The organism is Neorhizobium lilium (assembly GCF_004053875.1).
Classification (GTDB): Bacteria; Pseudomonadota; Alphaproteobacteria; order Rhizobiales; family Rhizobiaceae; genus Neorhizobium; species Neorhizobium lilii.
In genome coordinates this window covers 46803-67944 of the sequence record NZ_SBIP01000002.1, presented here as the reverse complement: position 1 = coordinate 67944, position 21142 = coordinate 46803, and the positions used below count along the sequence as shown (strand labels likewise).

28 protein-coding genes are annotated in these 21142 nt (G+C 58.7%); 27 read left to right on the top strand and 1 reads right to left on the bottom strand.

Annotated features, from left to right (window positions below):
* The first annotated feature begins 7 nt into the window (after positions 1 to 7).
* The 18 genes from EPK99_RS06480 to EPK99_RS06395 all read left to right on the top strand — a co-directional run bounded on the left by EPK99_RS06480 (position 8) and on the right by EPK99_RS06395 (position 11318).
* The gene (locus EPK99_RS06480) at positions 8 to 418 is read left to right on the top strand and encodes a hypothetical protein (RefSeq protein WP_128442253.1); all 411 of its coding nucleotides are present in this window, start codon (positions 8 to 10) and stop codon (positions 416 to 418) included.
* A 2-nt stretch (positions 419 to 420) separates the two neighbouring features.
* Positions 421 to 942: a hypothetical protein gene (locus EPK99_RS06475; protein ID WP_128442252.1), complete on the top strand. Its 522-nt coding sequence runs from the start codon at positions 421 to 423 to the stop codon at positions 940 to 942.
* A complete protein-coding gene (locus EPK99_RS06470; RefSeq protein WP_128442251.1) occupies positions 942 to 1205 on the top strand; it encodes a hypothetical protein in 264 nt (87 codons plus the stop codon). The genes EPK99_RS06475 and EPK99_RS06470 overlap by 1 nt, the downstream gene beginning before the upstream one ends.
* Positions 1206 to 1386: 181 nt before the next feature.
* Positions 1387 to 1668, top strand: a complete 282-nt coding sequence (locus EPK99_RS06465) for a hypothetical protein (RefSeq protein ID WP_128442250.1) — start codon at positions 1387 to 1389, stop codon at positions 1666 to 1668.
* A gap of 82 nt (positions 1669 to 1750) precedes the next feature.
* The gene (locus EPK99_RS06460) at positions 1751 to 2887 is read left to right on the top strand and encodes a DUF2213 domain-containing protein (RefSeq protein ID WP_128442249.1); all 1137 of its coding nucleotides are present in this window, start codon (positions 1751 to 1753) and stop codon (positions 2885 to 2887) included.
* A gap of 3 nt (positions 2888 to 2890) precedes the next feature.
* On the top strand, positions 2891 to 3358 hold the full coding sequence (locus EPK99_RS06455; RefSeq protein ID WP_128442248.1) for a structural cement protein Gp24: 468 nt from the start codon (positions 2891 to 2893) through the stop codon (positions 3356 to 3358).
* 12 nt (positions 3359 to 3370) lie between these two features.
* Positions 3371 to 4381 (top strand): DUF2184 domain-containing protein, encoded by a 1011-nt coding sequence (locus EPK99_RS06450; RefSeq protein ID WP_128442247.1) that lies wholly within the window; start codon positions 3371 to 3373, stop codon positions 4379 to 4381.
* 12 nt (positions 4382 to 4393) lie between these two features.
* The gene (locus EPK99_RS06445) at positions 4394 to 4717 is read left to right on the top strand and encodes a hypothetical protein (RefSeq protein WP_128442246.1); all 324 of its coding nucleotides are present in this window, start codon (positions 4394 to 4396) and stop codon (positions 4715 to 4717) included.
* Between the two features lie 49 nt (positions 4718 to 4766).
* Positions 4767 to 5261 (top strand): DnaT-like ssDNA-binding protein, encoded by a 495-nt coding sequence (locus tag EPK99_RS06440; RefSeq protein ID WP_128442245.1) that lies wholly within the window; start codon positions 4767 to 4769, stop codon positions 5259 to 5261.
* Between the two features lie 3 nt (positions 5262 to 5264).
* Positions 5265 to 5627 (top strand): hypothetical protein, encoded by a 363-nt coding sequence (locus EPK99_RS06435; RefSeq protein WP_128442244.1) that lies wholly within the window; start codon positions 5265 to 5267, stop codon positions 5625 to 5627.
* Positions 5624 to 6682 (top strand): head morphogenesis protein, encoded by a 1059-nt coding sequence (locus tag EPK99_RS06430; protein ID WP_128442243.1) that lies wholly within the window; start codon positions 5624 to 5626, stop codon positions 6680 to 6682. The genes EPK99_RS06435 and EPK99_RS06430 overlap by 4 nt, the downstream gene beginning before the upstream one ends.
* On the top strand, positions 6682 to 7128 hold the full coding sequence (locus EPK99_RS06425) for an HK97 gp10 family phage protein (RefSeq protein WP_128442242.1): 447 nt from the start codon (positions 6682 to 6684) through the stop codon (positions 7126 to 7128). Before EPK99_RS06430 ends, EPK99_RS06425 begins: the two co-directional genes overlap by 1 nt.
* Before the next feature lie 188 nt (positions 7129 to 7316).
* Positions 7317 to 7565 carry a hypothetical protein gene (locus EPK99_RS06420; protein WP_128442241.1) on the top strand — a complete coding sequence of 83 codons (249 nt, stop codon included), beginning with the start codon at positions 7317 to 7319 and terminating at the stop codon, positions 7563 to 7565.
* A complete protein-coding gene (locus tag EPK99_RS06415; RefSeq protein ID WP_128442240.1) occupies positions 7565 to 7990 on the top strand; it encodes a phage tail terminator-like protein in 426 nt (141 codons plus the stop codon). Before EPK99_RS06420 ends, EPK99_RS06415 begins: the two co-directional genes overlap by 1 nt.
* Positions 7991 to 7992: 2 nt before the next feature.
* The gene (locus EPK99_RS06410) at positions 7993 to 8475 is read left to right on the top strand and encodes a hypothetical protein (protein ID WP_128442239.1); all 483 of its coding nucleotides are present in this window, start codon (positions 7993 to 7995) and stop codon (positions 8473 to 8475) included.
* A 27-nt stretch (positions 8476 to 8502) separates the two neighbouring features.
* The gene (locus EPK99_RS06405; RefSeq protein ID WP_245455755.1) at positions 8503 to 8886 is read left to right on the top strand and encodes a hypothetical protein; all 384 of its coding nucleotides are present in this window, start codon (positions 8503 to 8505) and stop codon (positions 8884 to 8886) included.
* 2 nt (positions 8887 to 8888) lie between these two features.
* The gene (locus EPK99_RS26075) at positions 8889 to 9215 is read left to right on the top strand and encodes a phage tail assembly chaperone (protein ID WP_425374187.1); all 327 of its coding nucleotides are present in this window, start codon (positions 8889 to 8891) and stop codon (positions 9213 to 9215) included.
* Positions 9216 to 9362: 147 nt separating this feature from the next.
* Entirely contained in the window at positions 9363 to 11318 is a 1956-nt protein-coding gene (locus EPK99_RS06395; protein ID WP_128442237.1) for a phage tail tape-measure protein, read from the top strand.
* On the opposite strand, the gene EPK99_RS06390 is transcribed toward EPK99_RS06395, so the two are convergent.
* On the bottom strand, positions 11315 to 11671 hold the full coding sequence (locus EPK99_RS06390; protein ID WP_128442236.1) for a hypothetical protein: 357 nt from the start codon (positions 11669 to 11671) through the stop codon (positions 11315 to 11317). The two genes, EPK99_RS06395 and EPK99_RS06390, sit on opposite strands and share 4 nt — an antisense overlap.
* Before the next feature lie 61 nt (positions 11672 to 11732).
* On the opposite strand from EPK99_RS06390, the gene EPK99_RS06385 reads away from it, so the two are divergent.
* From EPK99_RS06385 to EPK99_RS25470, 9 genes are all read left to right on the top strand, one after another.
* Positions 11733 to 12440 (top strand): hypothetical protein, encoded by a 708-nt coding sequence (locus tag EPK99_RS06385; RefSeq protein WP_128442235.1) that lies wholly within the window; start codon positions 11733 to 11735, stop codon positions 12438 to 12440.
* Complete coding sequence (locus EPK99_RS06380) at positions 12440 to 13030, top strand: hypothetical protein (RefSeq protein ID WP_128442234.1); 591 nt, start codon at positions 12440 to 12442, stop codon at positions 13028 to 13030. The genes EPK99_RS06385 and EPK99_RS06380 overlap by 1 nt, the downstream gene beginning before the upstream one ends.
* Positions 13017 to 13439, top strand: coding sequence for a DUF6950 family protein (locus EPK99_RS26070; protein ID WP_425374178.1), 423 nt, complete (start codon positions 13017 to 13019; stop codon positions 13437 to 13439). Before EPK99_RS06380 ends, EPK99_RS26070 begins: the two co-directional genes overlap by 14 nt.
* Positions 13436 to 15970, top strand: coding sequence for a phage tail protein (locus tag EPK99_RS06375; protein WP_128442233.1), 2535 nt, complete (start codon positions 13436 to 13438; stop codon positions 15968 to 15970). Before EPK99_RS26070 ends, EPK99_RS06375 begins: the two co-directional genes overlap by 4 nt.
* Before the next feature lie 34 nt (positions 15971 to 16004).
* Positions 16005 to 18041, top strand: coding sequence for a sialate O-acetylesterase (locus tag EPK99_RS06370; RefSeq protein ID WP_128442232.1), 2037 nt, complete (start codon positions 16005 to 16007; stop codon positions 18039 to 18041).
* Positions 18038 to 18889, top strand: coding sequence for a hypothetical protein (locus EPK99_RS06365; RefSeq protein WP_128442231.1), 852 nt, complete (start codon positions 18038 to 18040; stop codon positions 18887 to 18889). The genes EPK99_RS06370 and EPK99_RS06365 overlap by 4 nt, the downstream gene beginning before the upstream one ends.
* 38 nt (positions 18890 to 18927) lie before the next feature.
* Positions 18928 to 19947 carry a lysozyme gene (locus EPK99_RS06360; protein ID WP_245455753.1) on the top strand — a complete coding sequence of 340 codons (1020 nt, stop codon included), beginning with the start codon at positions 18928 to 18930 and terminating at the stop codon, positions 19945 to 19947.
* Between the two features lie 120 nt (positions 19948 to 20067).
* Positions 20068 to 20319, top strand: coding sequence for a hypothetical protein (locus tag EPK99_RS06350; protein ID WP_128442230.1), 252 nt, complete (start codon positions 20068 to 20070; stop codon positions 20317 to 20319).
* 9 nt (positions 20320 to 20328) lie between these two features.
* Entirely contained in the window at positions 20329 to 21003 is a 675-nt protein-coding gene (locus EPK99_RS25470; protein ID WP_205909075.1) for a hypothetical protein, read from the top strand.
* The last annotated feature ends 139 nt before the right edge of the window (positions 21004 to 21142 follow it).

Below are 21142 nucleotides of genomic sequence, written 5' to 3'. Positions count from 1 at the left end.
ATAGCAGATGGCTGATCAGCTCCCCACCATCGAAGGCGATGCCGGCCCTCGCGAGGTTATCCCGGTCATCGGCGTGAACGCTGCCGGTCAGGTCGTCGGCTTCGGCTCCAAAGGCCAATATGTGCTGCTCACCAACCAGGCGGCGATCGGCAATGGTCCATCTGCCGGGCCTGTCTCGGGTGGCGACTATATCTGGCGGGTGACGGCAACCAACTGGAATGGCGCGACGGCAACGCTTCAGTTCCTCGATCTCGATGGCACGACCTGGTCAAACGTCAAGAAGGCCGATGGCACGACCGACGTGACCCTGACCGCCAATGGCTCTGTGCCGATCGGCATCGCGCAAGGCTCAGTTTTGCGGGTCGCGGTGACAGCCGCCGCGCCTACGGCCATGAACTCCCAGATCGCGGGGCTCTGATCATGTCGGCGCTCGGATATTCGGCTGCGGTCGGTCAAGCCGCTCTTGATGCGCTGAACGCCCGCCTGAACGGCATTGACCAGTCTCTTGCCAGCAAGGCGGACGCATTGTCCATGCCATCGCCGGCCACCGCCGCGCCGAACATGATCACCGACACCAACACCACCGGCACGGGCGTGAAATATGCCCGTGAGGATCACACCCACAAGAGCAACGTCCAGGCCAAGCGAGTTCAGGTGGTCGGATCCGCAGGGCAGGCAGTCTGGAATTTCACCACGGCATTTGACGCTGCACCGGTGGTCACCGCGACTGCCGAGACGCCACTAAACGCGGCATACACGAATGTCGCGACGGTCCTTGAGGGCAGCATCAGCATGACCTCGGCCACCATCGTGGTTCATCAGGTGGTCAAGTCAATCACGCTTTCGGGCGTCCTGACCTCGCTGCTCGGCTCCGTGCTGATCCTGTTCGGGTTCGCCCCGGCCAACACCTACGTCAACTGCTCAGCAAGAAAGCCGTCCTGATGGTCTCTCGCGCGATCCTCAACGGCTGGCCTCTGGTCCCGCCGAGCAAGAAGCAATCGCCGCCGGTGTTCACGGTGCAGCCGGCAATCAGCGGCACGTTCGCGGTCGGCCAGACGCTCACCCTGAGCTATACGGTTGATGCGTTCCCGGCCTCCACGGCCACAATCCAGTGGCTTCGCGATGGCGGCAATATATCGGGCGCGAACGGCTCGACCTATGCACCGACGGACGCGACGCGGGCCGAATCGTCACGGCTGAGGTGAGGGTCAAGAACAGCCTGGGTGGAGCATCGGCCAAGGCGCCCGGCTCCTCCGTCACACAGGGAGCGGGGGTGCCCGCACCATTCCCTCCGCCCGCTGGATTTCAGTGGGAATATGTATTCGAGGGCACCGACTCAGTCTTTGAAGGCAACGAACGTGTTGTCGAACTTATAAGGATCGCAGCATGAGCCAGCTTCTCGCAGCCTCTTCCTACATGGGACCGGTCACCAATCGAACCCGCCTGCCGACCAACTTCAATTCTGGCAACAAGCAGATGAATGCCGAGGCGTTCTATCGTCTTGCGACGACCATGGGGCGCACGATCGCAGAGACCTATGCTGCAAGCCCAAGCTTCTACAGCGGCACGTTTTGCAGCACATGCCGTGGCCACTTCCCTGTCGGTGAAGACGGCGAGTTCACCTGGTACGAGATGGACGGATCTGAGGGGCCGAAGGTAGGCGTCTGAATAAACGCTCCACCGTGCCGTAACTAAATCTGACGCCCACCAAGGCCGCCTCCGGGCGGCTTTTTCTATGAGGCAATGACCCATGCAATTCACTGACAAGCTCACGCTCGACGGAGGTATCCGCCGGACGGCAGACGGCTATGGCGTGGTCTCTGCACGGGTAGCGCGCGGTGGAAACGTCCAGCTTTACCTCGGCTCCGAGGTGGGCATGAAGGACAAGGCCACTGTGCGGGTCTACCGGCCGGAAGCCGAGGTGTTCAAGAAGGATGCCATCGCTAGCTATGCCGGCGTTCCGGTCACGATCAACCATCCGAAGTCCGGCGTCACCGCTGATACCTGGAAGGACCTGTCGGTCGGCGAGGTCGGCGACGACGTTCTCCGAGATGGCGAGTTCGTCCGTGTCCCGATGATGCTCCGCGATGCAAAAGCCATCAAGGCGGTCGAGGACGGCAAGCGCGAGCTCTCCATGGGCTACAGCGCCGAAATCACATTCGCCGGCGGCGTCACGCCATCAGGTGAGGAATTCGACGCCATCATGTCGGATTTCAAAATGAACCACGTTGCGATCGTCGATCAGGCGCGCGGCGGGGCAGAGCTTCGCATCGGAGACGGTGCGGATAAGTGGGGCGCCGCCCCGATTTCAACCACTGACAAGGAGACAGTCCCTATGACTGAAGCACTTCGGACTGTGGTCGTGGACGGACTGTCGGTTCAGACAACCGACCAGGGCGCCCAGGCCATTGCAAAGCTGCAGAAGGATCTCGAATCGTCTGCCGCCAAGCTCGTAGATGCCAGCAGCGCTCATAGCGTTGCCATAGCTGCGAAAGACCAGGAAATCGGCACTCTTCGCGCCGAGAACCAAAAGCTCAAGGACGCCGCTCCCAAGCCGGAAGACCTTCGCGCTATGATGAAGGACCGGCTGCTGATCGAGAAGGCCGCGGCAATCCTCGTCCCAACTCTTCAGATGGACAGCCTCAGCGATTCCGATGTTCGCCGCGCCGTGGTCAAGGCCAAGCTTGGCGATGAAATGGTCAAGGATGCCTCTGACGACATGATCACCGGCATGTTCAAAGCCATCACGAAGGACGCGAAGGCGTCCGATCCGTTCGCTCGGGTTCTTGCTGACGGACTGCAACCGGTTGGCGATGCTGCCACCAAGGCTGAGGATGCCTGGGGCAAAAGCATTACCGACCTCAACGCCTGGCGCAAGGAGGCCTAAGCGATGCCTATTTCCTACAGCAATACCCTCACGGCATATGCCGTCGGCCGGCGCGTCAACATGGAAGAGTGGAACACCTTCACTCGTTCACTGGAAGGCGCTACCGCTCTTGGCTTTGGCGTACCGGCTGTTGCCGGCACGGGCGCTCATACCTGCGTCCCTCTTTCGGCAACCGGTCAGAATATCCTCGGCATCACCGAGGCTGACCTCACCCTCCCGCGCCCTGGTGACGCCTATGCCCAGTATGACAGCGTTCCGATCTGCGAGAGCGGCGTCATTGGCGTCCTGCTCGGCGCCAACGTGACGAAGTTGGCTCAGGCTCGCTTCGACATTACCAACAAGGTCTGGACCGGTGCGGCCGCATCGGGGACCGTCCTCACCATCCCCGGCGCTCAGTTCGATGAAGCCGGATCCTCGGGTGCAGTCGGCAAGCTTCGCTATCGCCGCCCTGTCCCGTCTGTCTCGGCATAAGGAGCGCAATCAATGTACGGAATGGGACACAATGGCGGCCCGATGATCGCGGACGCCACGCAGGCGCTTGCCTTCGTGACGGCGCAGTCATACCGCATCAACCAAACAATCTACGAGACCCGCTATCCCGATTGGGAGTTCTCTCGTCTGATCTATGTCGACACCCAGGGCGACCCTTGGGCACCCGGCATCATGACTTACCTCTCCGACATGAGCGGAGCGGCGAACTGGATCTCCGGCGCGGCAAAGGATATCCCCCTTGCCGACGTCAATCAGGATCAGCAGCTCAAGACCTTCCAGCTGGCCGCCATTGGCTACCAGTACAATATCTCGGAAGTGAACGCCGCTATCCGGGTTGGTGGGACTCTCCCCGACCGTCGCGCCCGCGCCGCTCGGCTGGCCTACACAAAATTCATGTACGACCTCACCCTCGTCGGTAGCACCGAAAAGGGCTATGGCGGACTGATCAACTACCCGAACGTCATCACCGCCGCAGTTCCTGCCGACGGCACGGGCTCGGTCACGTTCTGGGTCAACTCGTCCGGCGTCGGGCTCAAGACTCCCGCTCAGATCGTGCGTGACATCAACATCGGTCTGCAGGGCATCAACCTCGCTACCTATCAGGTCGAGCTTGCCGATAGCATCTTCCTGCCGGTTGAAGCCTACAACTACATCGCCGCCACGCCCTACAGCGCGACGACGATGGAAACGATCCTGTCTTTCGTTCAGCGCACCAACATCTACACGCTGACGACGGGACGCCCGCTGACCATCCGCACGGTTCGCGAGCTCGGCACCGCCGCCACCGCTTCGGGCGTTACTGGAACCGGCCGCATGGTCGTTTATAAGAACGACCAAGAGTTCGTGAAACTGCATCTGCCGATGCCTCATCGCTTCCTGCCGGTCTATCAGGACGGCCCGCTGAACTGGCAGGTTCCGGGCATTTTCCGCACTGGTGGCGTGGAAATGCTCACGACATCGGCAATCCGTTATCTTGACGGCATTTCTCAGCCGCCGGCCTGATAGGAGGGCGCAATGGTCAAGGTGATGAACCTGACAAACAGCCCCTATGATCTCCAAGGCAAGGAGGGCGTGATCCGCCTTCCTGCCATGGGCGAGGCTGAAGGTGATTTCCAGGACGACTATCTGGCACTTCTCGAAGCCAGCATGGCGGTCAGGATCATCGATCCACTCGATCATGATCATGATGGCAAGAAGGGCGGCTCCAAGGCGCCCGACGAAAGCGCCGAGCTGACCAAGTTGCGTGCCGATTACCATGAGATCGTTGGCAAGAAGGCCTATCACGGCTGGGATGCCGCCGAGCTTCAGGAAAAGATCGACGCCAAGTTGGCTGAATAACCACTGACCCCGGCGGGTAACTGCCGCTCCTTCACATCAGGAGAACGACATGGCCGGTTATCTCGATATCGACGCGATGCAGGCGTATTGGGCAGAGCAGGGCTATGTCGTCTCTGGTGCGGTGGACACAGTGAAGCTCACGTCCGCATGGAACAGAGGTGCATCTGTAATCGACCGCTACGAACGGTCCTTCTCAGGCATCAGGTCCAATGGCTTTGAGCAGGAACATGCTTGGGGTCGTAACGGCGCCACCACCTACTATGATCAAGCTATTCCGAATGGCGTTGTCCCTGTGGCGATCGCAAACGCTTCATTCGAAGCAGCTTGGCTGGAATACGGCAAGCCTGGAATTCTTAGCCCTGTCGTCACCGGTTCCTCTGTGGCCAAGCGCAAAAAGGTTGGCCAACTGGAAATCGAATACGCAAGTTCTTCCTCCACCGACATAGACGATTTGGTCAGATTGGCCACCCCTGTCGTTACAGCGATTGAGGGCCTGCTCTGGCAGTTCATGCGCCCGGCTTCCCCCGCGATCTTGGTAGTCTGACCCATGGCAACATTCGACTATGCAGAGATGCAGGCTGTTGCCGACGAACTGATCACCGAGTTCGGCCAAGCCGGTACGATTACCACCCTGGCACCCCCAAACGAGATCGAGGGCGGCGATCCGGTCGAGGTCTCATACCCGGCCACGCTCGTGACGATGGCCTACGACCAGCGCTACATCAACGGATCGACCATCCTTGCGGGCGACGTCCAGATCTACATCAGTGCGGTAGGGCTGGCCATTGAGCCTCTGGTCGGCATGCAGGTCACCGCTGGCGGCAAGACCTACCACGTCATGGCTGGTGACCCGAACAACTACGACGGGCTCACGAACGTCGTCTTCATCGTGCAAGGGCGATTGGCATGAGCCTTGACGAACTTCTGGAGACCTATCCACCCCGGGTTTCCGCAGCGTTTCGGGAAGCGATTGAGACCATCAAGTCTCATATCATCCTCAAGACCATCGTAGAGCGCTTGGAGCGGGGAGATATCTACGGGGCTGTCCAGGCGGTCCAGTTCGAGCCGGAGGCTTTCGCCGGCCTGGAACTGGCGTTGCGCGAGGCATTCAATGCTGGCGGCGTGAGCATGGTGCAAAGCCTGCCGGCGGTAGTGTCGCCGGAGGGGACGCGGGTGCTTTGGCAATTCGGCGTTCGCAACCTGGAGGCCGAACGGCTGATCCGGGAGCAACTGGTGACGTTGGTCACGAATATCACGGGAGACCAGCAGGAGGCGTTGCGCATCGCTTTCCAGACGGGTTTGGCCGCTGGCAAGAACCCAACCTCGACCGCGCTTGATGTGGCCGGGCGGGTCAATCGCATCACAGGACGCAGGGAAGGCGGGTCCATCGGGCTCACCTCCCGCCAGGTGGAATTCATCTATGGCGAGACGGGGGCGCGCGCAAATCTGCTCTCTGGCGATCCTGAACTGATGAAGCGCTATCTGGATCTCAAGACGCGGGACAAACGCTTCGATCGGACAGTGGCCAAGGCTATCAGGGAAGGCCGCCCGGTCGAGACCGAGATGGTCGCCAAGATCGTAGGACGCCTGAACGACAATAACCTGAAGCTTCGCGCTGAAACAATTGGGCTTGAGGAAACCAAGCGGGCGCTCTTCACCGTCCGCGACAACGCCATCCGTCAGCAGATCGATGCCGGCAAGGTCATGGCGCAGGAGATCACGAAACACTGGAAGCACTCCGCGTCCGAAAACCCCCGCATGCAGCATATCGAGATGGCAGCACGGTATAAAGCCGAAGGCGTACCGCTCGATCAGCCGTTCATTGCGCCGGACGGCACGACGCTGATGTATCCGCATGATCCAAGCGCGCCCGCCAGACACACGCTGGGATGCAAGTGCCGGATGGAATATGAGATCGACTATGCTGCGGCCGGTCTCCGCAGATACCGGGCAAGGACTGCCTGATGGCTACTCTCTCTTTTGCAGCGCAGATCGCTGGCTGGGCTGAGAAAGTCCCCGAAGCTGTCGAGGCGGTCCGTAATGGTGCGGCTCAAGACGTGGTCAAGGAAATGCAGACGCTGGACGAGGAAGGCGGCAGGCTCCCTTACGAAACAGGATTTCTGTGGGCGTCCCTGATGGCTTCGACATCTTCAATGCCTCCTATCAACCAGAACGCCAACCCTGTGGACGGTCAGCTTTACCGTTTCGATTTCGGCACCATAGAGGCCGTCATAATCGGCGCGGATTTAGATGATGATCTCTATTTCGGCTACACGGCCAGTTATGCCGCGGCGCAAGAGTATGGGGCTCAGGGTAGGGCGCCGGCCGGATTCGTCCGCGATGCGGTCCAGAACTGGAACGAGCACGTCAATCGCAATGCGAAGAAGGTGCGAAAGGTGTTTGGCCTGTAGTGCCATCCATCTTCATAACCATCGTCATCATGTATGTGAACAGCGCCAGACGGGCGGCCTTAAGGGTGTTGTTCCCGTACTCGGTGGCACCTTCTTCTTTCGCAAGCAAAATCCACGCCTCGTGTAGGCGGTCGTGAACCTCGCTGTCCGATAGGGGCGGCTTTTCTGACATGGCTAGGGAGTAACACATGCGCCTTTCCTCCGACAAGGATGATCCCGGCTATCGTGACTGGTGCATCTTGAATGGCGACGGGAAGCTTGTCCGGGTCTTTTTAGACGGCGCCCTGCAGAAAGGCGCTCTCATGGCGGATGACGAAGCTGGCGAAGTTCGCCGCTGCGTCTTCACCCCGGAAGGCAACTACGCGAGGGGTCACGAAGAGTTCCTCACGGAGGTGGTCAAAGGGAAAGTCGAAATTCTCATTGAGGCTAAGCGCTGATGGCGACTGGCACGGACGCAATGATCTTCAGCGCGCTATCGACGCACCTGCGCGGTATGCCAGACGTGCTCCCGATCGCCGGGCCTAACATCACATTCCCACCTACAGGGCAAACGAAGCCCGCCAAGTTCCTGAAGCTCGACTTCCTGCCCAACCGCACCCGGCAAATCACGCTGGGTCCAGATCCACAGCAAAAGGTCGGGATGATGCAGGTGTCCGTCATGTGGCCTGTCGGGAACGGCCTGACGGATGCACTTGACGTCGCCGGCCAGATTATCGACCGCTTCAAGAACCAAACCCTATTCGCTTCTGGCGTGAAGATCACGATCAACAGCGAGCCGTGGGCTGCACGCCCAATCCAAGACGTGGACCGGATGAATATCCCGGTCACCATCCCCTACATCGCCTTCGAACCGGAGATATAGCAATGCCAAACAAGAGCACGAAGAAGGGCAGCAAGGTTTTTGTTTGCGCCACTGCCCAAGATACAGACCTTATCCAGAGCGCCTATGTCGCGCTGACATGGGTTCAGGTCGGCAAGGTCGGGAATATCGGGGACTTCGGTTCCGACTCCACCATGAACAGCTACAATACGCTTGATGAACCCGTAAATCAGAAGCAGAAGGGGACGGCGAACGCTGGTGACCCGACCATCGAAGTAGCCAGCGTTGCGGCAGATGCCGGACAGGTCATCCTCCGCACCTTCGGCGACCCGCTCAACCAGAGCAACATGGCTATCAAGATCGAACGCAATGACGGCGGCGCTGGGTTCACCAACACGACGTTCTACAGCCGCGGCGTGGTTTCCGGCCCGCTTTATCCGGGCGGTGGCTCCGACGACTTCGACCTTGAGCGCTTCACCATCGGGCTCAACCAGCTCCCGATCCGCGTCAACCCTGTAGCTGTATAAAGGTGCACCTTGGATATTTCGAAACTGGTGAATAGCGAAGACCTGTTTGAACTCAAACTCACTGGCCCTGAGACGGACGAGCCGATCGGCATCCGCTTCATGATCCGGTCAGTAGAGAGCGATGCCGTCAAGCGCGTTGCCCGCCAACACGCCGACAGGTTTCTTGCCAGCCCCAAGAAGAAGCTGACGTCCGGCAAGCTCGAGGCTGAGTTCCTCGACAAAGCAGCAGCCGCTATCGCATCTTGGGACTGGGGTGATCACGACTGGAAGGGCGAAAAGCCAGAACTGACCCCTGAAAAGGCCCGCGAGGTCGTTGAAGAAGCACCGTTCATCTATGACCAGGTCGTGAAAGCCTCGGAGGACCGCGCAAATTTTACGAAGAGCTTGGGCAAGCCCTTGCCGAAGCCGTAGCCATCACGGCACGATACGACAGCATCAAGGATAAGGATGGCGAAACCCGTCGCGAGCGGAACGAAGCCTTTAGCACCGACAGCCCAGAGGCGGACGTTCCAGACCATGGCCTGCATCTATGGTCATGGTTTTGGGAGATCCGCCAAGGTCAGGCCGCTGGCTTCAACGGCGCAAACCCGGTTTCGAACGCTGAGCTGATGGCTTGGCTGCAGGTCACCGGCAACATCGTTCGTCGTGAGGAGGTGGCGACCATCCGGGTTATGGATAGTCGGTACGTTTCAGAGATCGATAGAGAAGCCGAGGCTATCAGGGAGCGGGAGAGCAGTTAGCTCTTCTCGTCCAACTTCTTTTCGATGCGCTCGAGGCGGCGCAACACCCTTTCGATAACAAGGCGACCGCAAAGCACTCACGCATAAACCATCCTTCTAGGTTGAAAGCTGGAACGATGGTTTCATTCCAGAAGAAGGTAAAGACAAATGGACGTCGCGCAGCTTGGTATTCAAGTCACATCGAAAGGGACTGATCAGGCGACCGTCGGACTGACGAATCTTTCTGGGGCAGCTGCTCGGGCACAGGTTGATGTTCAAAATCTAGCGAAGACTAGCCAGGTCGCCAGCGGTGCGTCTATGAATGTTGCCAAGGCCTATTCGGCAATGAACGACAATACCTCCAAGCTCGGTGGCGCTACAGGCAATACGTCAAACCAGATCCGAATGATGGCGATGCAACTGAGCCAAGTTGCGCAGCAGACCAGCGCGACGGGGAACTTTATCCAAGCGCTTGCTATCCAGCTTCCTGACTTGGCGCTGGGCTTCGGTACGGTTGGGATAGCCGTCGGCGTGCTCTTAGGTGTCCTTCTTCCCCTCGTGCCAGTCGCTAAGTACACAGCATCGGCCCTCAGGTTCTTGGCAGACAACCTGCAAGCCATCGCCCCTTATGCGGTTGGCGCGGCTTCCGCCTTGGCCCTACTGTATTCCCCTTTGATCATCGGCGGGGTTGTCCAACTCATCGCTCTGCTTGGGCGCTTGGTAGTACAGCTAGCCGCTGTAGCCATTGCATTTGCAGCCTCGAATCCCGCTATAGCGTTCGTTCTTGGGATCACTGCTGCCGTTGCGGCTGCAAATATCTTTCGCGACGAACTCGCCCAGATCTTCGGTCGCGACATCGTGGCGGACGCGAAGAGCGGCGTGAACGCGGTTATTGGAGCATTTGTCGGAGGCTACCAGGGGATCAAGGCTGCATGGAGCGCTTTACCGGGGGCGTTGGGCGACATCGTATATTCGACGGCCAATGCGGTCATTGCTGGCGTCGAAGCCATGGTCAACAGCGTTACCGGGAAAATCAATGAGTACATCGGCAGCGTAAACGGCATGATCCAGTCCCTGCCTTTCGGGGTCGGCGAAGGAATGAGCATCGGCTCGCTCCCGTCCGTCGCCTTCGGCAGGATCTCCAACCCAAGCGCAGGCAAAGCAGACGCCGCGCAAAGCGACGTCATGAAAGCGATCGGCGCGGCGCAGGGGACAGACTATGTCGGGGCGATCGGCAACGGTATCGCGGCGGCGGCGGGCAAAGGTTCTGAGGCCCTTAAAAACCTAGCCGGGTGGATGGAGAAGGTTGACGAGAAGGGTAAGAAGAAGGGTGGGGCAGGCGGCAAATCAGAAAGCGAGAAATACAGCGACATCGTAGACGGAGCGAACCGCCGGATAGCTTCGCTTCAGGCTGAGCGTGATGCCGTTGGGATGACCGAAGAGGCCGCCGCCAAACTCCAGTACACTCAGGACATCCTCAACCAAGCGCAGCAGCGTGGGATTACGCTGACCGAAGCGCAGCGCTCCCAACTTGGTGATCTCGCCGGAAAGATGGCAAGCCTTGAAGCAGAGACGAAACGGGCGAAAGAGGCGCTCGACTTTGCCAAGGACAGCACCAACAGCTTTCTCTCCGATCTGCGTGACGGACTTCAGAACGGCGAAGGGTTCTTCAAGTCATTCGGTAAGGCTGCGCTTAATGTCCTCGACCGCATCGTAGACAAGATCCAAAACCAGTTAGTCGATGCCTTATTTTCCATGGGAGGCGCATCTTCAGGGTCTGGCGGTGGGGTATTCGGTGCCATCTTCGGCGGCATAGGGAAGCTTCTCGGCTTCGCCAACGGTACGCCATCGGCACCCGGCGGTCTCGCTTGGGTTGGTGAGCGCGGGAAGGAGCTCGTCAACCTTCCTCGTGGATCTCAGGTCGTGCCAAACCACAAGATCGGAGCAATGGGCGCGGCCAACAGCAATAGACCCGAGAAGGTGGATATAAACGTCAACGTATCTGGAGCCCGTGGCAACCAAGAAATTCAGCAGATGGTCTCTGCCGGCGTTCGCAACGGGATAGGCCAATACGACAAGGCACTGCCAGGCCGCATTGGCGAGATCAACGAGCGTACAGGTTAAGCAGGAACTCGCTTCTTTCCGAACTGGAAGGTGCTGGTGGTGCCGTCTGAAAACGTCCCGGTCCCTTCCCCGCCCATGAGATCGGGGTCTCGGTTTATATCGAGAGACCCCGACTGACAATTGGTGCACGTGACTGGCACGATCATCTTACGAGCCGACGAAAGTGGGTCATAGGTGCCGCTGCATTTGTTGCCCGATGTTCCTGTCAGCTCGAATGTCCCCGAGGTTGCAGAGCCCGAGGCGGTGCCGCGGTACTGCTCGCCAGTGCTGCTGACACCCGCGGCTGGGACGACGATCGTCCCACACGAAGCGAGGAAGCCCGTGCTCAGTAAAATGATGATGCGATGCTTCATATGCCGATCCTCCGTTGCTCGTAAGAATTGCGCAGCGCGTGGACGATAGCAAGGGTTCTAGATGGCTGTACTCCTCGATTTCCCCATCACGTCTGTGATGATCACTAATCCGTCTCTGGCACTCGTGTACAACAGCCGGCCGGGTCAGGAAGCTACGAATGGAATGCGCCGCTCCGTCGGCGTGTCAGGCGCTCAGTTTAAGTTGTCGTTTACGGTGCCGGTTTTCGATCAACGTACCGAGCGCACCGTACGAGGCTTCCTCTGGAATATGGAGGCTGATACGGCGCTCGTGCGGATTAGGATGCCCGATGTTTATGGGATCGATGGCCCTTTCGCGGCAGACACCAAGTCTTTCCGTGATGCAAACCGAACAGGCATCCCGTTTGCAACCGGTGCGATGTATGCCACCGGCGTCGGCCACGCTATCCCAACTCTGGAGACACAATTCCTCGCCCCGGCTGAGAACGCTTCCCGCGAAATCTACGTGACGTCTACGGACGAGATCCCCGGTGGATGCGCCATATCGATAGAAGAATTCTGTTACGGTGTCGCAGGGTCGTGGATCGAGGATGGGCAGCAGCGATTGCGGCTTTCGCCTGTTCTTCGGAAGCCCGCATCCGCAGGCGATACCATATCACTCGCTCCCGTCTTCGTGGGTTTCTGCGTGACGGACACTCCAGGTTATGAGGCTTTGACCGCTGGTCGATATGGTGAGCATACCCTTGAATTCATGGAAGACTTAACTCGCTTGGTTGAGAGTGCCGACTGATGTTCTCTCAGACGATCAAAGAGGCATCTCGAGGCAACCGGGTCCATTGCTCAGTGCTTGCAGAGATGCAGTTCATCTCCGGAACTGAATACGTCCACAACGAGGGCGGGATACTGCGGACCCGGGGCTTTGCCGGATCGATCGAAGCTATCGACTGGAAAGGAATGCAGGGCCTAGCGTCCATCTCCAACTTGGGTGCCTCAAAACTTGGAAGCTCAAGGCAAGTGACCTGCACGCTGAACATGGAAGATGTTCTGATCAAGGAATGGTTCTTCGAAAGTCAGCAGCGCGAAATCAGAGGGAGGCGTTTCCGCTTCTGGGGCCAATTTTACGACGCCGACCTAATGCCTCTTGACCCTCGCTTTCACATCTACACGGGCGTCGGTGACCGGCTACGGATGACGAAATCGGGACCTAGCTCGCGTCAAATAATCCTGCTGCTCGAAGATCTTTTCGTCCGTCGGCGTAGGTCGGCCAATTCAATGATCACGAATAGCGATCAGCAGCAGCGAGACCCTGGCTCGACCGGGTTCATCTACGTGCAAAAAATGGTCGATCAAACCTTGAACCTGTTCGATGCGCGAAACTGACCTGCTTGACGGATATCTCGCCGCAGAACGCGAAAAGCCGTTCGCGTGGGGTGTTGGAAATGGAGACTGCCTATTGTTTGTCGCCGGCTGGGGATTGGTCCTCAATGGGGTGGATTTCGCCGCCCATCTTAGAGGAACGTATTCAGATGAGGCGGGGGCGAGGGCGGCAATCGAAACTGAAGGTGGGGCAATATCCTACTTTGACAAAGTAGCAGGCCAACGGCGTCAGGGCGGCAGCTTCTTTAGGGGCGATATCGGTCTGGTCAGCTTTAACGGCTGGCACTTAGGCATGATCTGCACGGGCTCTCTCTGGGTGGCGAAGACGGGCGAGGGTGGACTTCGCTACCTCCGGCGCCCGGCGGATATCGCATGGGCGCCTAATCCGGCGCGTCTAGGAGCATTCTATTGAGGCCGGAAATCACCGAAAACAGGCTTGGCAGCCGAAGGTACAAAATGCCGCAACTAGTGGCAGGCGCCTTCATTGCCCTGCTCCAGACAGCAGGGCTAGGTTATGCGGCCATCGGGGCTCTCGGCATTGCTGGCGTTAACGCATTGGCTCTCGGCGTGGGATATGCCGTTACAGCGGCCGGGGCATATTTCTTGTCTGCGGCGGGGCAAAAAAAGCCGTCGGCCCCTCAGCCGTCTGACGTTCAGACAAACATCCGGCAAGAGATTACGGCACGTCGGCGGATCTATCACCGTTACTTGACGGGGTCTGTGATTGTGTTCGGGTTTCGGCGCGGCGAAAAAAGCTACCTTCTCCACTACATCTGTGAAGGGCCTATCCACGGCTACGTCTCGTTCCGTCTCGATAAGAAGCCGATTACCGTGGACGCAAATGGTTTCGTTACCGAAGCGCAGTACCAAGTCGGTGGCCGGCCAAGAGTCCAGATCCTGACCACGCTCGGCACTATGGCTGACGAGCCTTTTGCCGAAATCCTGGACGCCTTCCCAGAACTAGATACGCCTCTGACGCCATTCAGGCAGCGCGGATGCGCTATGGTACTCCAAATTGTGGAGCAGGTGCCGCAGGAAGATCTCCAGGACATATATCCGAACAACATGCCTGGGATCCAATGCGTCATCGACGGATGGGAAAATGTTTACGACCCGCGGTCCGGTAGTTTTGCGTATTCGGGTAACGCTGGCTGCTGTCTGATTACGGAGATCATGGACGTCTACGGCCTCACACCAGGAAGCGTCGATGATGTCAACTTCGACAGCTTCGCCGCGTTTGCGGATCACTGTGACGAAGACATCCCTTTAAAAGCCGGGGGCACGGAAAATCGGTATCGTTGCGCTGGCCCGGTCAGCTTAGATGGGGAGAACGAAGATCGCATCAAGTCGATAGCGACGATATGCAACGCCGATGTCTATATGGACTCCCAGGGCAGAATTGCTGTTCGCCAGAAAATGCGATCGACCCCTTCCATTGCCCTACGGGCGAAGAACGGTGACCATCTCAGCCTTCAGCTTGAAGGCGGACGAACGCTCCAGAAGTTCTTCAATACGGCCAAAGTCAGCTACGTCGAGCCGGCGCTTAACTACAAAGCCAATGAGGTCCGCTGGCGCGATGAATCTCTTTATGAGGATGATGGCGCCGAGTTCTCGATACCGGTTGGGGCAACACTATGCCCTTCCGCAACGCAAGCCCAGCGTATTGGAAAGCTCGCCGTATTCGAGAGCAACCCAGACTTTGTCGGATCGGTTACATCAGGTCCCCAAGCCCTCGACTTGATGCAAGATTACGTCTTCACGCTGGACCTTAGTCCTGAAGACTCGTTTGAGAGAGTGGCTGCCGCGACAGACGTCATCGAATATGATGGCGAGGCTATGAGCGTCACGGCTCCTTTCATGATCTTTCGTAATGGGGCAGCAGACTGGATCGCCGCGGTTGACGAGCAAGATCAGGTCATCGTGCCCCTCGATCTCCCGTCCAATGTGGACGACGTCGTCCTCGCGGTCACAGCTGTAGTCGATATCCAGCAGAACTCGGCACCAGTTTTAAGGTTCGGATGGGGTCCAACGGGCGCAGCGACACTACCCGACAGCTATTCGCAGCAGCTACAGGTGTCGCCTGCGGATGCGGATGAGTGGTTGGACGCCAATGTCAATCAGTTACAGAAGACCGCCACTTTTGGCCCTGTTGCTGATGGCGGGGCGTATGACTGGCGGATCAGAAACATCGCCAGCGGCAAGACATTTGACTGGCAGAACTCTACCAGCCCCATAACGGTGATTGTTGATCCAATCGCACCAGTGGCGCTTGGGTCGTTCGTGTTGGTTTCGTCTGGCCCACGCCTCGGTCACGCCATATTCGCATTGTCCACGCCAAACGATAGCCATCAGTATGAGGTCAGGATTTACCGCAAAGTACGGGGTGCGACCCTCAATCCAAGCGCCGATCCCCAGATTGTCGCTCTTAAAGGGGTGAGTTCCCTGTCGTCGTATTCCCATACGGATGGTGATGCCACCCGCACAAATCTTGTCCCTAACGGAGACTTTGCCTCATCGGCGTCGTGGCTCACATTTGGTGCTGGCTGGTCTATTTCGGGCGGTAAGGCGACTCACTCTGCTGGAGCTGCGGCCAACATCTACCAGACAGGTGTTTCGCTTCCGGCTGGCGCCATCCGCTATGCCTTTACGCTGTCAGGGGTAACGGCCGGGTCCGCTCAGCTTTACAGCATGACGCCGCTCCAAAGTAGCGGGTTCAAGACTGCGAACGGACAATATCTGGGTACGCTGACCCTGACCGCGACGGGCACTGAAACTGGCATCCAAGCACAGAGCGCCTTCGCCGGCTCTGTCGATGACGTGATCCTTTACCAGCAAACGTCTGCCTGCGCGCCACAAGGGGCTTGGGACTATTACGCCGTCCCGTTCAATCGATCCGGCATAGCTGGGCCAGCATCAGGACCGATCGCAGTTACGATCATCTGATCAAACTGAACTCACGCAAATACGAGCTTTCAATGTGCACCTCGCGAAATCTTTCGGGGCGCGCTGTTGCATGGAGAAATTTAAAATGGGGCTTCTAAGGGATCTTGGCCGTCATGCGTGGCGCAAGTGGAAGGTGGATGGCGTATCTGCGTCCGGAGCGCACCCACCTACCGCTGAAGAAATCTTTGCCTTCGTAGATGCTGTGGACCTGGGAGTTTCAGGGGCTGCAGCTGGCCTAGTGCGCTCGGCTACTCTCGCTGGGCTTCCTGCGGGGACACGTGTAGGCCAACCGGGTGAAGTGACGGGCGATAACGTCGATAAGGGAGCCTATACCTGGAACGGTAGTGCATGGGTAAAGGTAGGCGAGCTTATCGATCCGGAGACGGTGGTAGCCCTTAACGACCGGGTTGATTCGGTTGAAGATGAGCGGACCGCAACAGCGATTTCCGCTGACGGCGATTTGCAGTTGGGTCTCCGGGACGAGGCCGGCAACACCTTCGCCGGCTGGCGCAAGTCCGATGGTCGCCCGGTGGCCGCAACCGCCGCCGGTCTTAAGCCATATCCCTCTCCACAGCTCTTAGACCCTCTCTCTGGACGCGGCTATAACACCTACGGTGCGCTGGGGCAGGCATTGCCGGGATCAACCGGCAACCCGGTCAACGCTGCGCTCAAGGATAGCACGGCTATCTTCGTGCTTGTCCTGATGGGGCAGTCCCTCATGGAGGGGATGAATAATGCCGCCGCCGGAACCGATCTGCCGTTCAGCACGACAAACGACCGCCCCAGCAACGTCCTGATGCTCAACACCGGTCGATACGTGACGGATGGTCAACGCGGCACATCGTTTGTCCCACTGGTCGAATCTGATAGCGGCTTTGGTCCTCGCGAAACCATGTCCTATTCCATGGCCCGCCATCTTCTGGAGTTCACGCTTTTCGCGACGGGCGTGCAGCCGACGATCTTGGTCATCAATGCCGCAAAGGGTGGCCGTTCGTTGCGCCAGCTTAAGCGCGGATCGAGCTATTGGGCGAACATGCTGCAGGGGCTGCGCGATGCCCAGGCGATTGCAGAAAAGCAGGGCAGGCGCCTGATCGCGGTCCCTGTCTGGTCGCAGGGCCAAGCCGAATACAATGAGGGCGGCAGCGTAGCCGAGACCGAGCATTGGCTGCGCACGATGCTGCGTGGCTTCCGCGAAGACGTCCACGCCATCACTCTGCAGCGTGAATTTCCACCAATGTTTCTGGATGTGTTTTCCAACTCGATCGCGCCCAACGATATCGGGTCTTCGGCTTGGCCTCAGGCTTACAAGTCGTTTCTTGAGGGGCAACCGACCTTCGCCCCCGCCGCTATCGCTGCAGGAAACCTCTGGAACGACCCGAATTTTTGTGTCGTCGGCACGGATTATCAGTTCAGTCGGTCCGGTCTCAACAACACCTTCACTGGCATCCACCTCGACAGCCATGGATACTTTCTCAAGGGTCAGATGTTCGCTCGAGCAATCTACGCCGAGCTATTTGGCCCTGGCTGGATGCCAACCAGGATCATCAAGGCGGAATGGTATTCGACCACTCAGCTGGACGTCTGGTTTTCGCGCAACATCATCGTAGATACGGCCGGGCAGGTCACGCCGCCGGACTCCTCCGTGGTCGTCGGCAATTACCTTGGCCTGAAGTATTGGGATAGCAGCGGGTCGCCCCCGACCATCACCGGGCATGCGATGATCAACGACAAGCAACGGCTCGATGCAGCCTACATCTGGAATGTAGTTGGCAACACGGCTGCTCGTGATCAGCTTACCGCCATGGCTGTAACCGGTATGCGGCTGACCCTCTCCGGCGCCTCAACAGGCGTTCGAAAATCTCTAAACCTCGCCACCTACAAGGATGGGTTTTATCTCGAAAGCGCGCACACGACGCAATGCCCCGATGGCCCGGCCCACGGAGCTAGGTCTTGCATTCGAGCCGTTGAGCCTTCCGTGTCGCTTCCGACAGACCAATGGGGCGTCGGCGGCCATTTCGAATACGATTGGGCAATTCCTCAGATGATCAATCTGACCGGAGTACAGGCATGACGTTTTACATCAACACTCCAGGCGTCATCGCCTCCGCCGCCGGTTTGCCCAACGTCACTCTGAGTGACGCAGAACTGGCGATGGCAGCCATCCCAAGCCTCACGTCTTGGTACGAGGCGGAGTTGCAATACCTGCGCGGCGCGGACTTGGCCTCTCCGCTTTCGGCATGGGAGTGGATGCCAAAGGTCGGCTCCTATCCCCTCCGGCCCTTGCAAACGCAGAAGCCCGCCCTGGTGTCTGGGTCGCATGGGTTCGGTGCGCTGCAGTTCGGGTATGGCGTTGGCCTCGACAGCGCTTTCAACAACGGAAAGTTGGGCGCCGATCCGGCCGCTCTGCTAACCGGCGCGTCGGCGGGTACATGGATGGTCGTCACCCGCTCACCCGTCCAAGGCGGCGAGGCAGGCTCAGCGCCGGTGGGTGGCACATTGGTTTCGACCTATGGGCCCAATGGCTTTAACGCCCCGCATATCGGGGTCGATGCCGTCAACGTTGGCAATACTGGCAATCCTATTGCTTTCGGTGGGGGCTCATACACCGCCGCGGCCGTAGACGTCCGCAACGGCGCGTGGAACCTCCTGACCATGGTCCTCAATGCCACGGCCGGGACACTGACCCTGCGCCGCAATGGCGCGCAAGTTGCGCAGGCAACGGGCATAACTGCGCCATCGTCCGGCATTCCCGGCATCCGCTCGCTCGTCGTCGGCGCAGGCTACGATCTCGCTGGCTCCGCTGCTTTCTTGGCAGCGGTCGGCCAAATCTCCGCAGTTGCAACCTCCTCGACTGCTCTTGGTAGTGGAGATCTCGCCATCGCGGAAGGCTACCTCAAGGCACGTTACGGGATCGCGTAATGCCTTAGCTGTTGGACAACCCACCAAAGGACACCACTATGACCATGATGCGCACCAGCGCCGCGGGCCGCAAGGCTATTGCCGCACACGAAGGAAACAAGCTGACGGCCTACCTCGACTCTGTCGGCGTTCTGACGATCGGGGTAGGGCACACTACGGCGGCCGGCCCACCTGAGGTCAAGAAGGGCATGAAAATCACCGACGCGCAATCGGATGAGATCCTGACGCGAGATTTGGCGGCAGTCGAAGCCGACATCAACCGGCTTGTGAAGGTGCCAGTCAACCAAAGCCAGTTCGACGCACTGGTTTCGCTGGTTTTCAACATCGGCGGGACGGCTTTTCGGAAATCCACGCTGCTGAAAAAGCTGAATGCGGGCGATACCGCCGGCGCTGCCGAACAGTTTCTCGTCTTGAACAAGGGCACGGTCAACGGCAAGAAGGTCGCCATCAAGGGCCTCACCACGCGCCGTCAGAACGAGCGCAAGCAGTTTCTTTCCGGCGATACTCAGGCCGCGCAGGCTCCGGCCGCCGGGGTGACTCCCGCGACAGTGGTTGACCCAGCGGGCAGAACCGACGCCATCACGGTCAGGATCGTCCAGGAGACCCTTCGCGACAAGGGCTATACCGAAGTCGGGGTTCCAGACGGCAAGATTGGAAAGCTCACGAAGACGGCAATCCTTGCCGCCAAGAACGAAAACGATATCACGCCTATCAACGACGTGATCGATGATGCGTTTCTGATCGCCTTGCCGGGCATCCCAGCCCGTAACCTGCCTCGCGACGATGCAAAGCCGGCGACCGTGCGGCAGAATGCCCCGGAGGTCCGAACCAACTGGCTCATGAAGATCCTCGGAGGCCTTGGCCTCGGCACGGTGGGCGTCGGTGGCGTCGGTGACAAAGTGCTTGGTGCCATCACGCCTTGGAAAGACACGTTCTCGGATATTCCGGGGTGGGTTTGGATCGGCGCAGCGCTTCTCGTGTTCGGAGCAGTAGCCTTTGCTGGCTGGTATGGCGAGCGAAAGGGGATAGCGGCCTATCAAGAAGGGGCACGGCGCTGATGTTAGCCTCTCCCCGCATAATCGGTCTCTTCCTCATCCTGGCGGTCATCATGGCCGCCAGCGTCTGGATCTATCGCCAAGGAGGCGAGGGCGTCCGCAACTCAACCGAAAGGCAGAACAATGAAGCCGCAACTCGCGCTGATGAAGGCGCTCTTGATTATGATGCCTGTCGCGATGCTGGCCGGGTGTGGGTCTTTGGGTCCGGCAAATGTGGCGGGCCTGAAGCGCGTGGTCGGTACTGACCTGCTTGGCGCTCGTGGTCTGACGGATGCCGATCAGCGGAAGATAGACAAAACCGTCGTGCGACTCTGCGCCGGGAAAGTCTATTCGACCAAGGATTGCGCTCGGCATGACGAGATCGGATCTAGATAAGGAATGACGATGCCCAATCGCCCGCCGCTCAGCTCGGCTATACTCGAAAACCCAGCCGTCATCATTCAACGTCTTTCGACTGTTGAGGTCAATCTCTCCTCCCTCAATACCCACCTTGACGGCATGGCCCAACGGATGGACGCGCAGGCCAAAGCTCAGTCTGACAAGATCGACCAGATGTTCACGAGCTTCGACAAGAGGTTTTCTGAACAAATCGCGTCCACAAATGCGCAGCTCGCGGAGCGGGGGAAAACCCCATGGGGCTTACTTATATCGGCCATGGGGATCATGATCGTAATTATTCAAGGGCTGAGTTCGTTGCAGTTTGGGCCGGTAAGAGCAGACATTGACCGACTGAATGTGGCAATAACGAATCTGGCATCGAACACGACCTCATCCGGGGCTTTTGCCGAATTCAAATCTACCTATGAGAATAACCGGATCACATCACGGCAGGACAACGACAATCGCTTTGCTGCGATCGAGACCAAGTTCCAGAATCAAGTCCCGCGCGGCGAACACGAGCGTGTTTGGGCTTCATACGATCAGAGGTTCACCGATGTTCAAAGGCAGGTGGACGAGGTAAAGGCCGCTCAAGGCAGCGTCTATGGTGCGAGAGACGTGATCCTAGACCTTCGCGAGCGGCTTGACCGTATCGAGCGGCAAAAGCTAGGGCAGCCTTAAAGCACGCCCACCAGCTTCAGCACGTTTGCGACGAGGCTAACCCCTACCATGACCATCGCCACAACCATCAACCCGGCGAAAACCAATCCACCTATATGCCAGTCTCGCCTCATGGGGATTCTCTCGGTTCAGCGGCTGG

Coding starts and splice junctions, on each gene's coding strand:
- EPK99_RS06480 (WP_128442253.1), top strand. CDS start 8: ATGGCTGATCAGCTCCCCACCATCGAAGGCGATGCCGGCCCTCGCGAG.
- EPK99_RS06475 (WP_128442252.1), top strand. CDS start 421: ATGTCGGCGCTCGGATATTCGGCTGCGGTCGGTCAAGCCGCTCTTGAT.
- EPK99_RS06470 (WP_128442251.1), top strand. CDS start 942: ATGGTCTCTCGCGCGATCCTCAACGGCTGGCCTCTGGTCCCGCCGAGC.
- EPK99_RS06465 (WP_128442250.1), top strand. CDS start 1,387: ATGAGCCAGCTTCTCGCAGCCTCTTCCTACATGGGACCGGTCACCAAT.
- EPK99_RS06460 (WP_128442249.1), top strand. CDS start 1,751: ATGCAATTCACTGACAAGCTCACGCTCGACGGAGGTATCCGCCGGACG.
- EPK99_RS06455 (WP_128442248.1), top strand. CDS start 2,891: ATGCCTATTTCCTACAGCAATACCCTCACGGCATATGCCGTCGGCCGG.
- EPK99_RS06450 (WP_128442247.1), top strand. CDS start 3,371: ATGTACGGAATGGGACACAATGGCGGCCCGATGATCGCGGACGCCACG.
- EPK99_RS06445 (WP_128442246.1), top strand. CDS start 4,394: ATGGTCAAGGTGATGAACCTGACAAACAGCCCCTATGATCTCCAAGGC.
- EPK99_RS06440 (WP_128442245.1), top strand. CDS start 4,767: ATGGCCGGTTATCTCGATATCGACGCGATGCAGGCGTATTGGGCAGAG.
- EPK99_RS06435 (WP_128442244.1), top strand. CDS start 5,265: ATGGCAACATTCGACTATGCAGAGATGCAGGCTGTTGCCGACGAACTG.
- EPK99_RS06430 (WP_128442243.1), top strand. CDS start 5,624: ATGAGCCTTGACGAACTTCTGGAGACCTATCCACCCCGGGTTTCCGCA.
- EPK99_RS06425 (WP_128442242.1), top strand. CDS start 6,682: ATGGCTACTCTCTCTTTTGCAGCGCAGATCGCTGGCTGGGCTGAGAAA.
- EPK99_RS06420 (WP_128442241.1), top strand. CDS start 7,317: ATGCGCCTTTCCTCCGACAAGGATGATCCCGGCTATCGTGACTGGTGC.
- EPK99_RS06415 (WP_128442240.1), top strand. CDS start 7,565: ATGGCGACTGGCACGGACGCAATGATCTTCAGCGCGCTATCGACGCAC.
- EPK99_RS06410 (WP_128442239.1), top strand. CDS start 7,993: ATGCCAAACAAGAGCACGAAGAAGGGCAGCAAGGTTTTTGTTTGCGCC.
- EPK99_RS06395 (WP_128442237.1), top strand. CDS start 9,363: ATGGACGTCGCGCAGCTTGGTATTCAAGTCACATCGAAAGGGACTGAT.
- EPK99_RS06390 (WP_128442236.1), bottom strand. CDS start 11,671: ATGAAGCATCGCATCATCATTTTACTGAGCACGGGCTTCCTCGCTTCG.
- EPK99_RS06385 (WP_128442235.1), top strand. CDS start 11,733: ATGGCTGTACTCCTCGATTTCCCCATCACGTCTGTGATGATCACTAAT.
- EPK99_RS06380 (WP_128442234.1), top strand. CDS start 12,440: ATGTTCTCTCAGACGATCAAAGAGGCATCTCGAGGCAACCGGGTCCAT.
- EPK99_RS26070 (WP_425374178.1), top strand. CDS start 13,017: ATGCGCGAAACTGACCTGCTTGACGGATATCTCGCCGCAGAACGCGAA.
- EPK99_RS06365 (WP_128442231.1), top strand. CDS start 18,038: ATGACGTTTTACATCAACACTCCAGGCGTCATCGCCTCCGCCGCCGGT.
- EPK99_RS06360 (WP_245455753.1), top strand. CDS start 18,928: ATGACCATGATGCGCACCAGCGCCGCGGGCCGCAAGGCTATTGCCGCA.
- EPK99_RS06350 (WP_128442230.1), top strand. CDS start 20,068: ATGAAGCCGCAACTCGCGCTGATGAAGGCGCTCTTGATTATGATGCCT.
- EPK99_RS25470 (WP_205909075.1), top strand. CDS start 20,329: ATGCCCAATCGCCCGCCGCTCAGCTCGGCTATACTCGAAAACCCAGCC.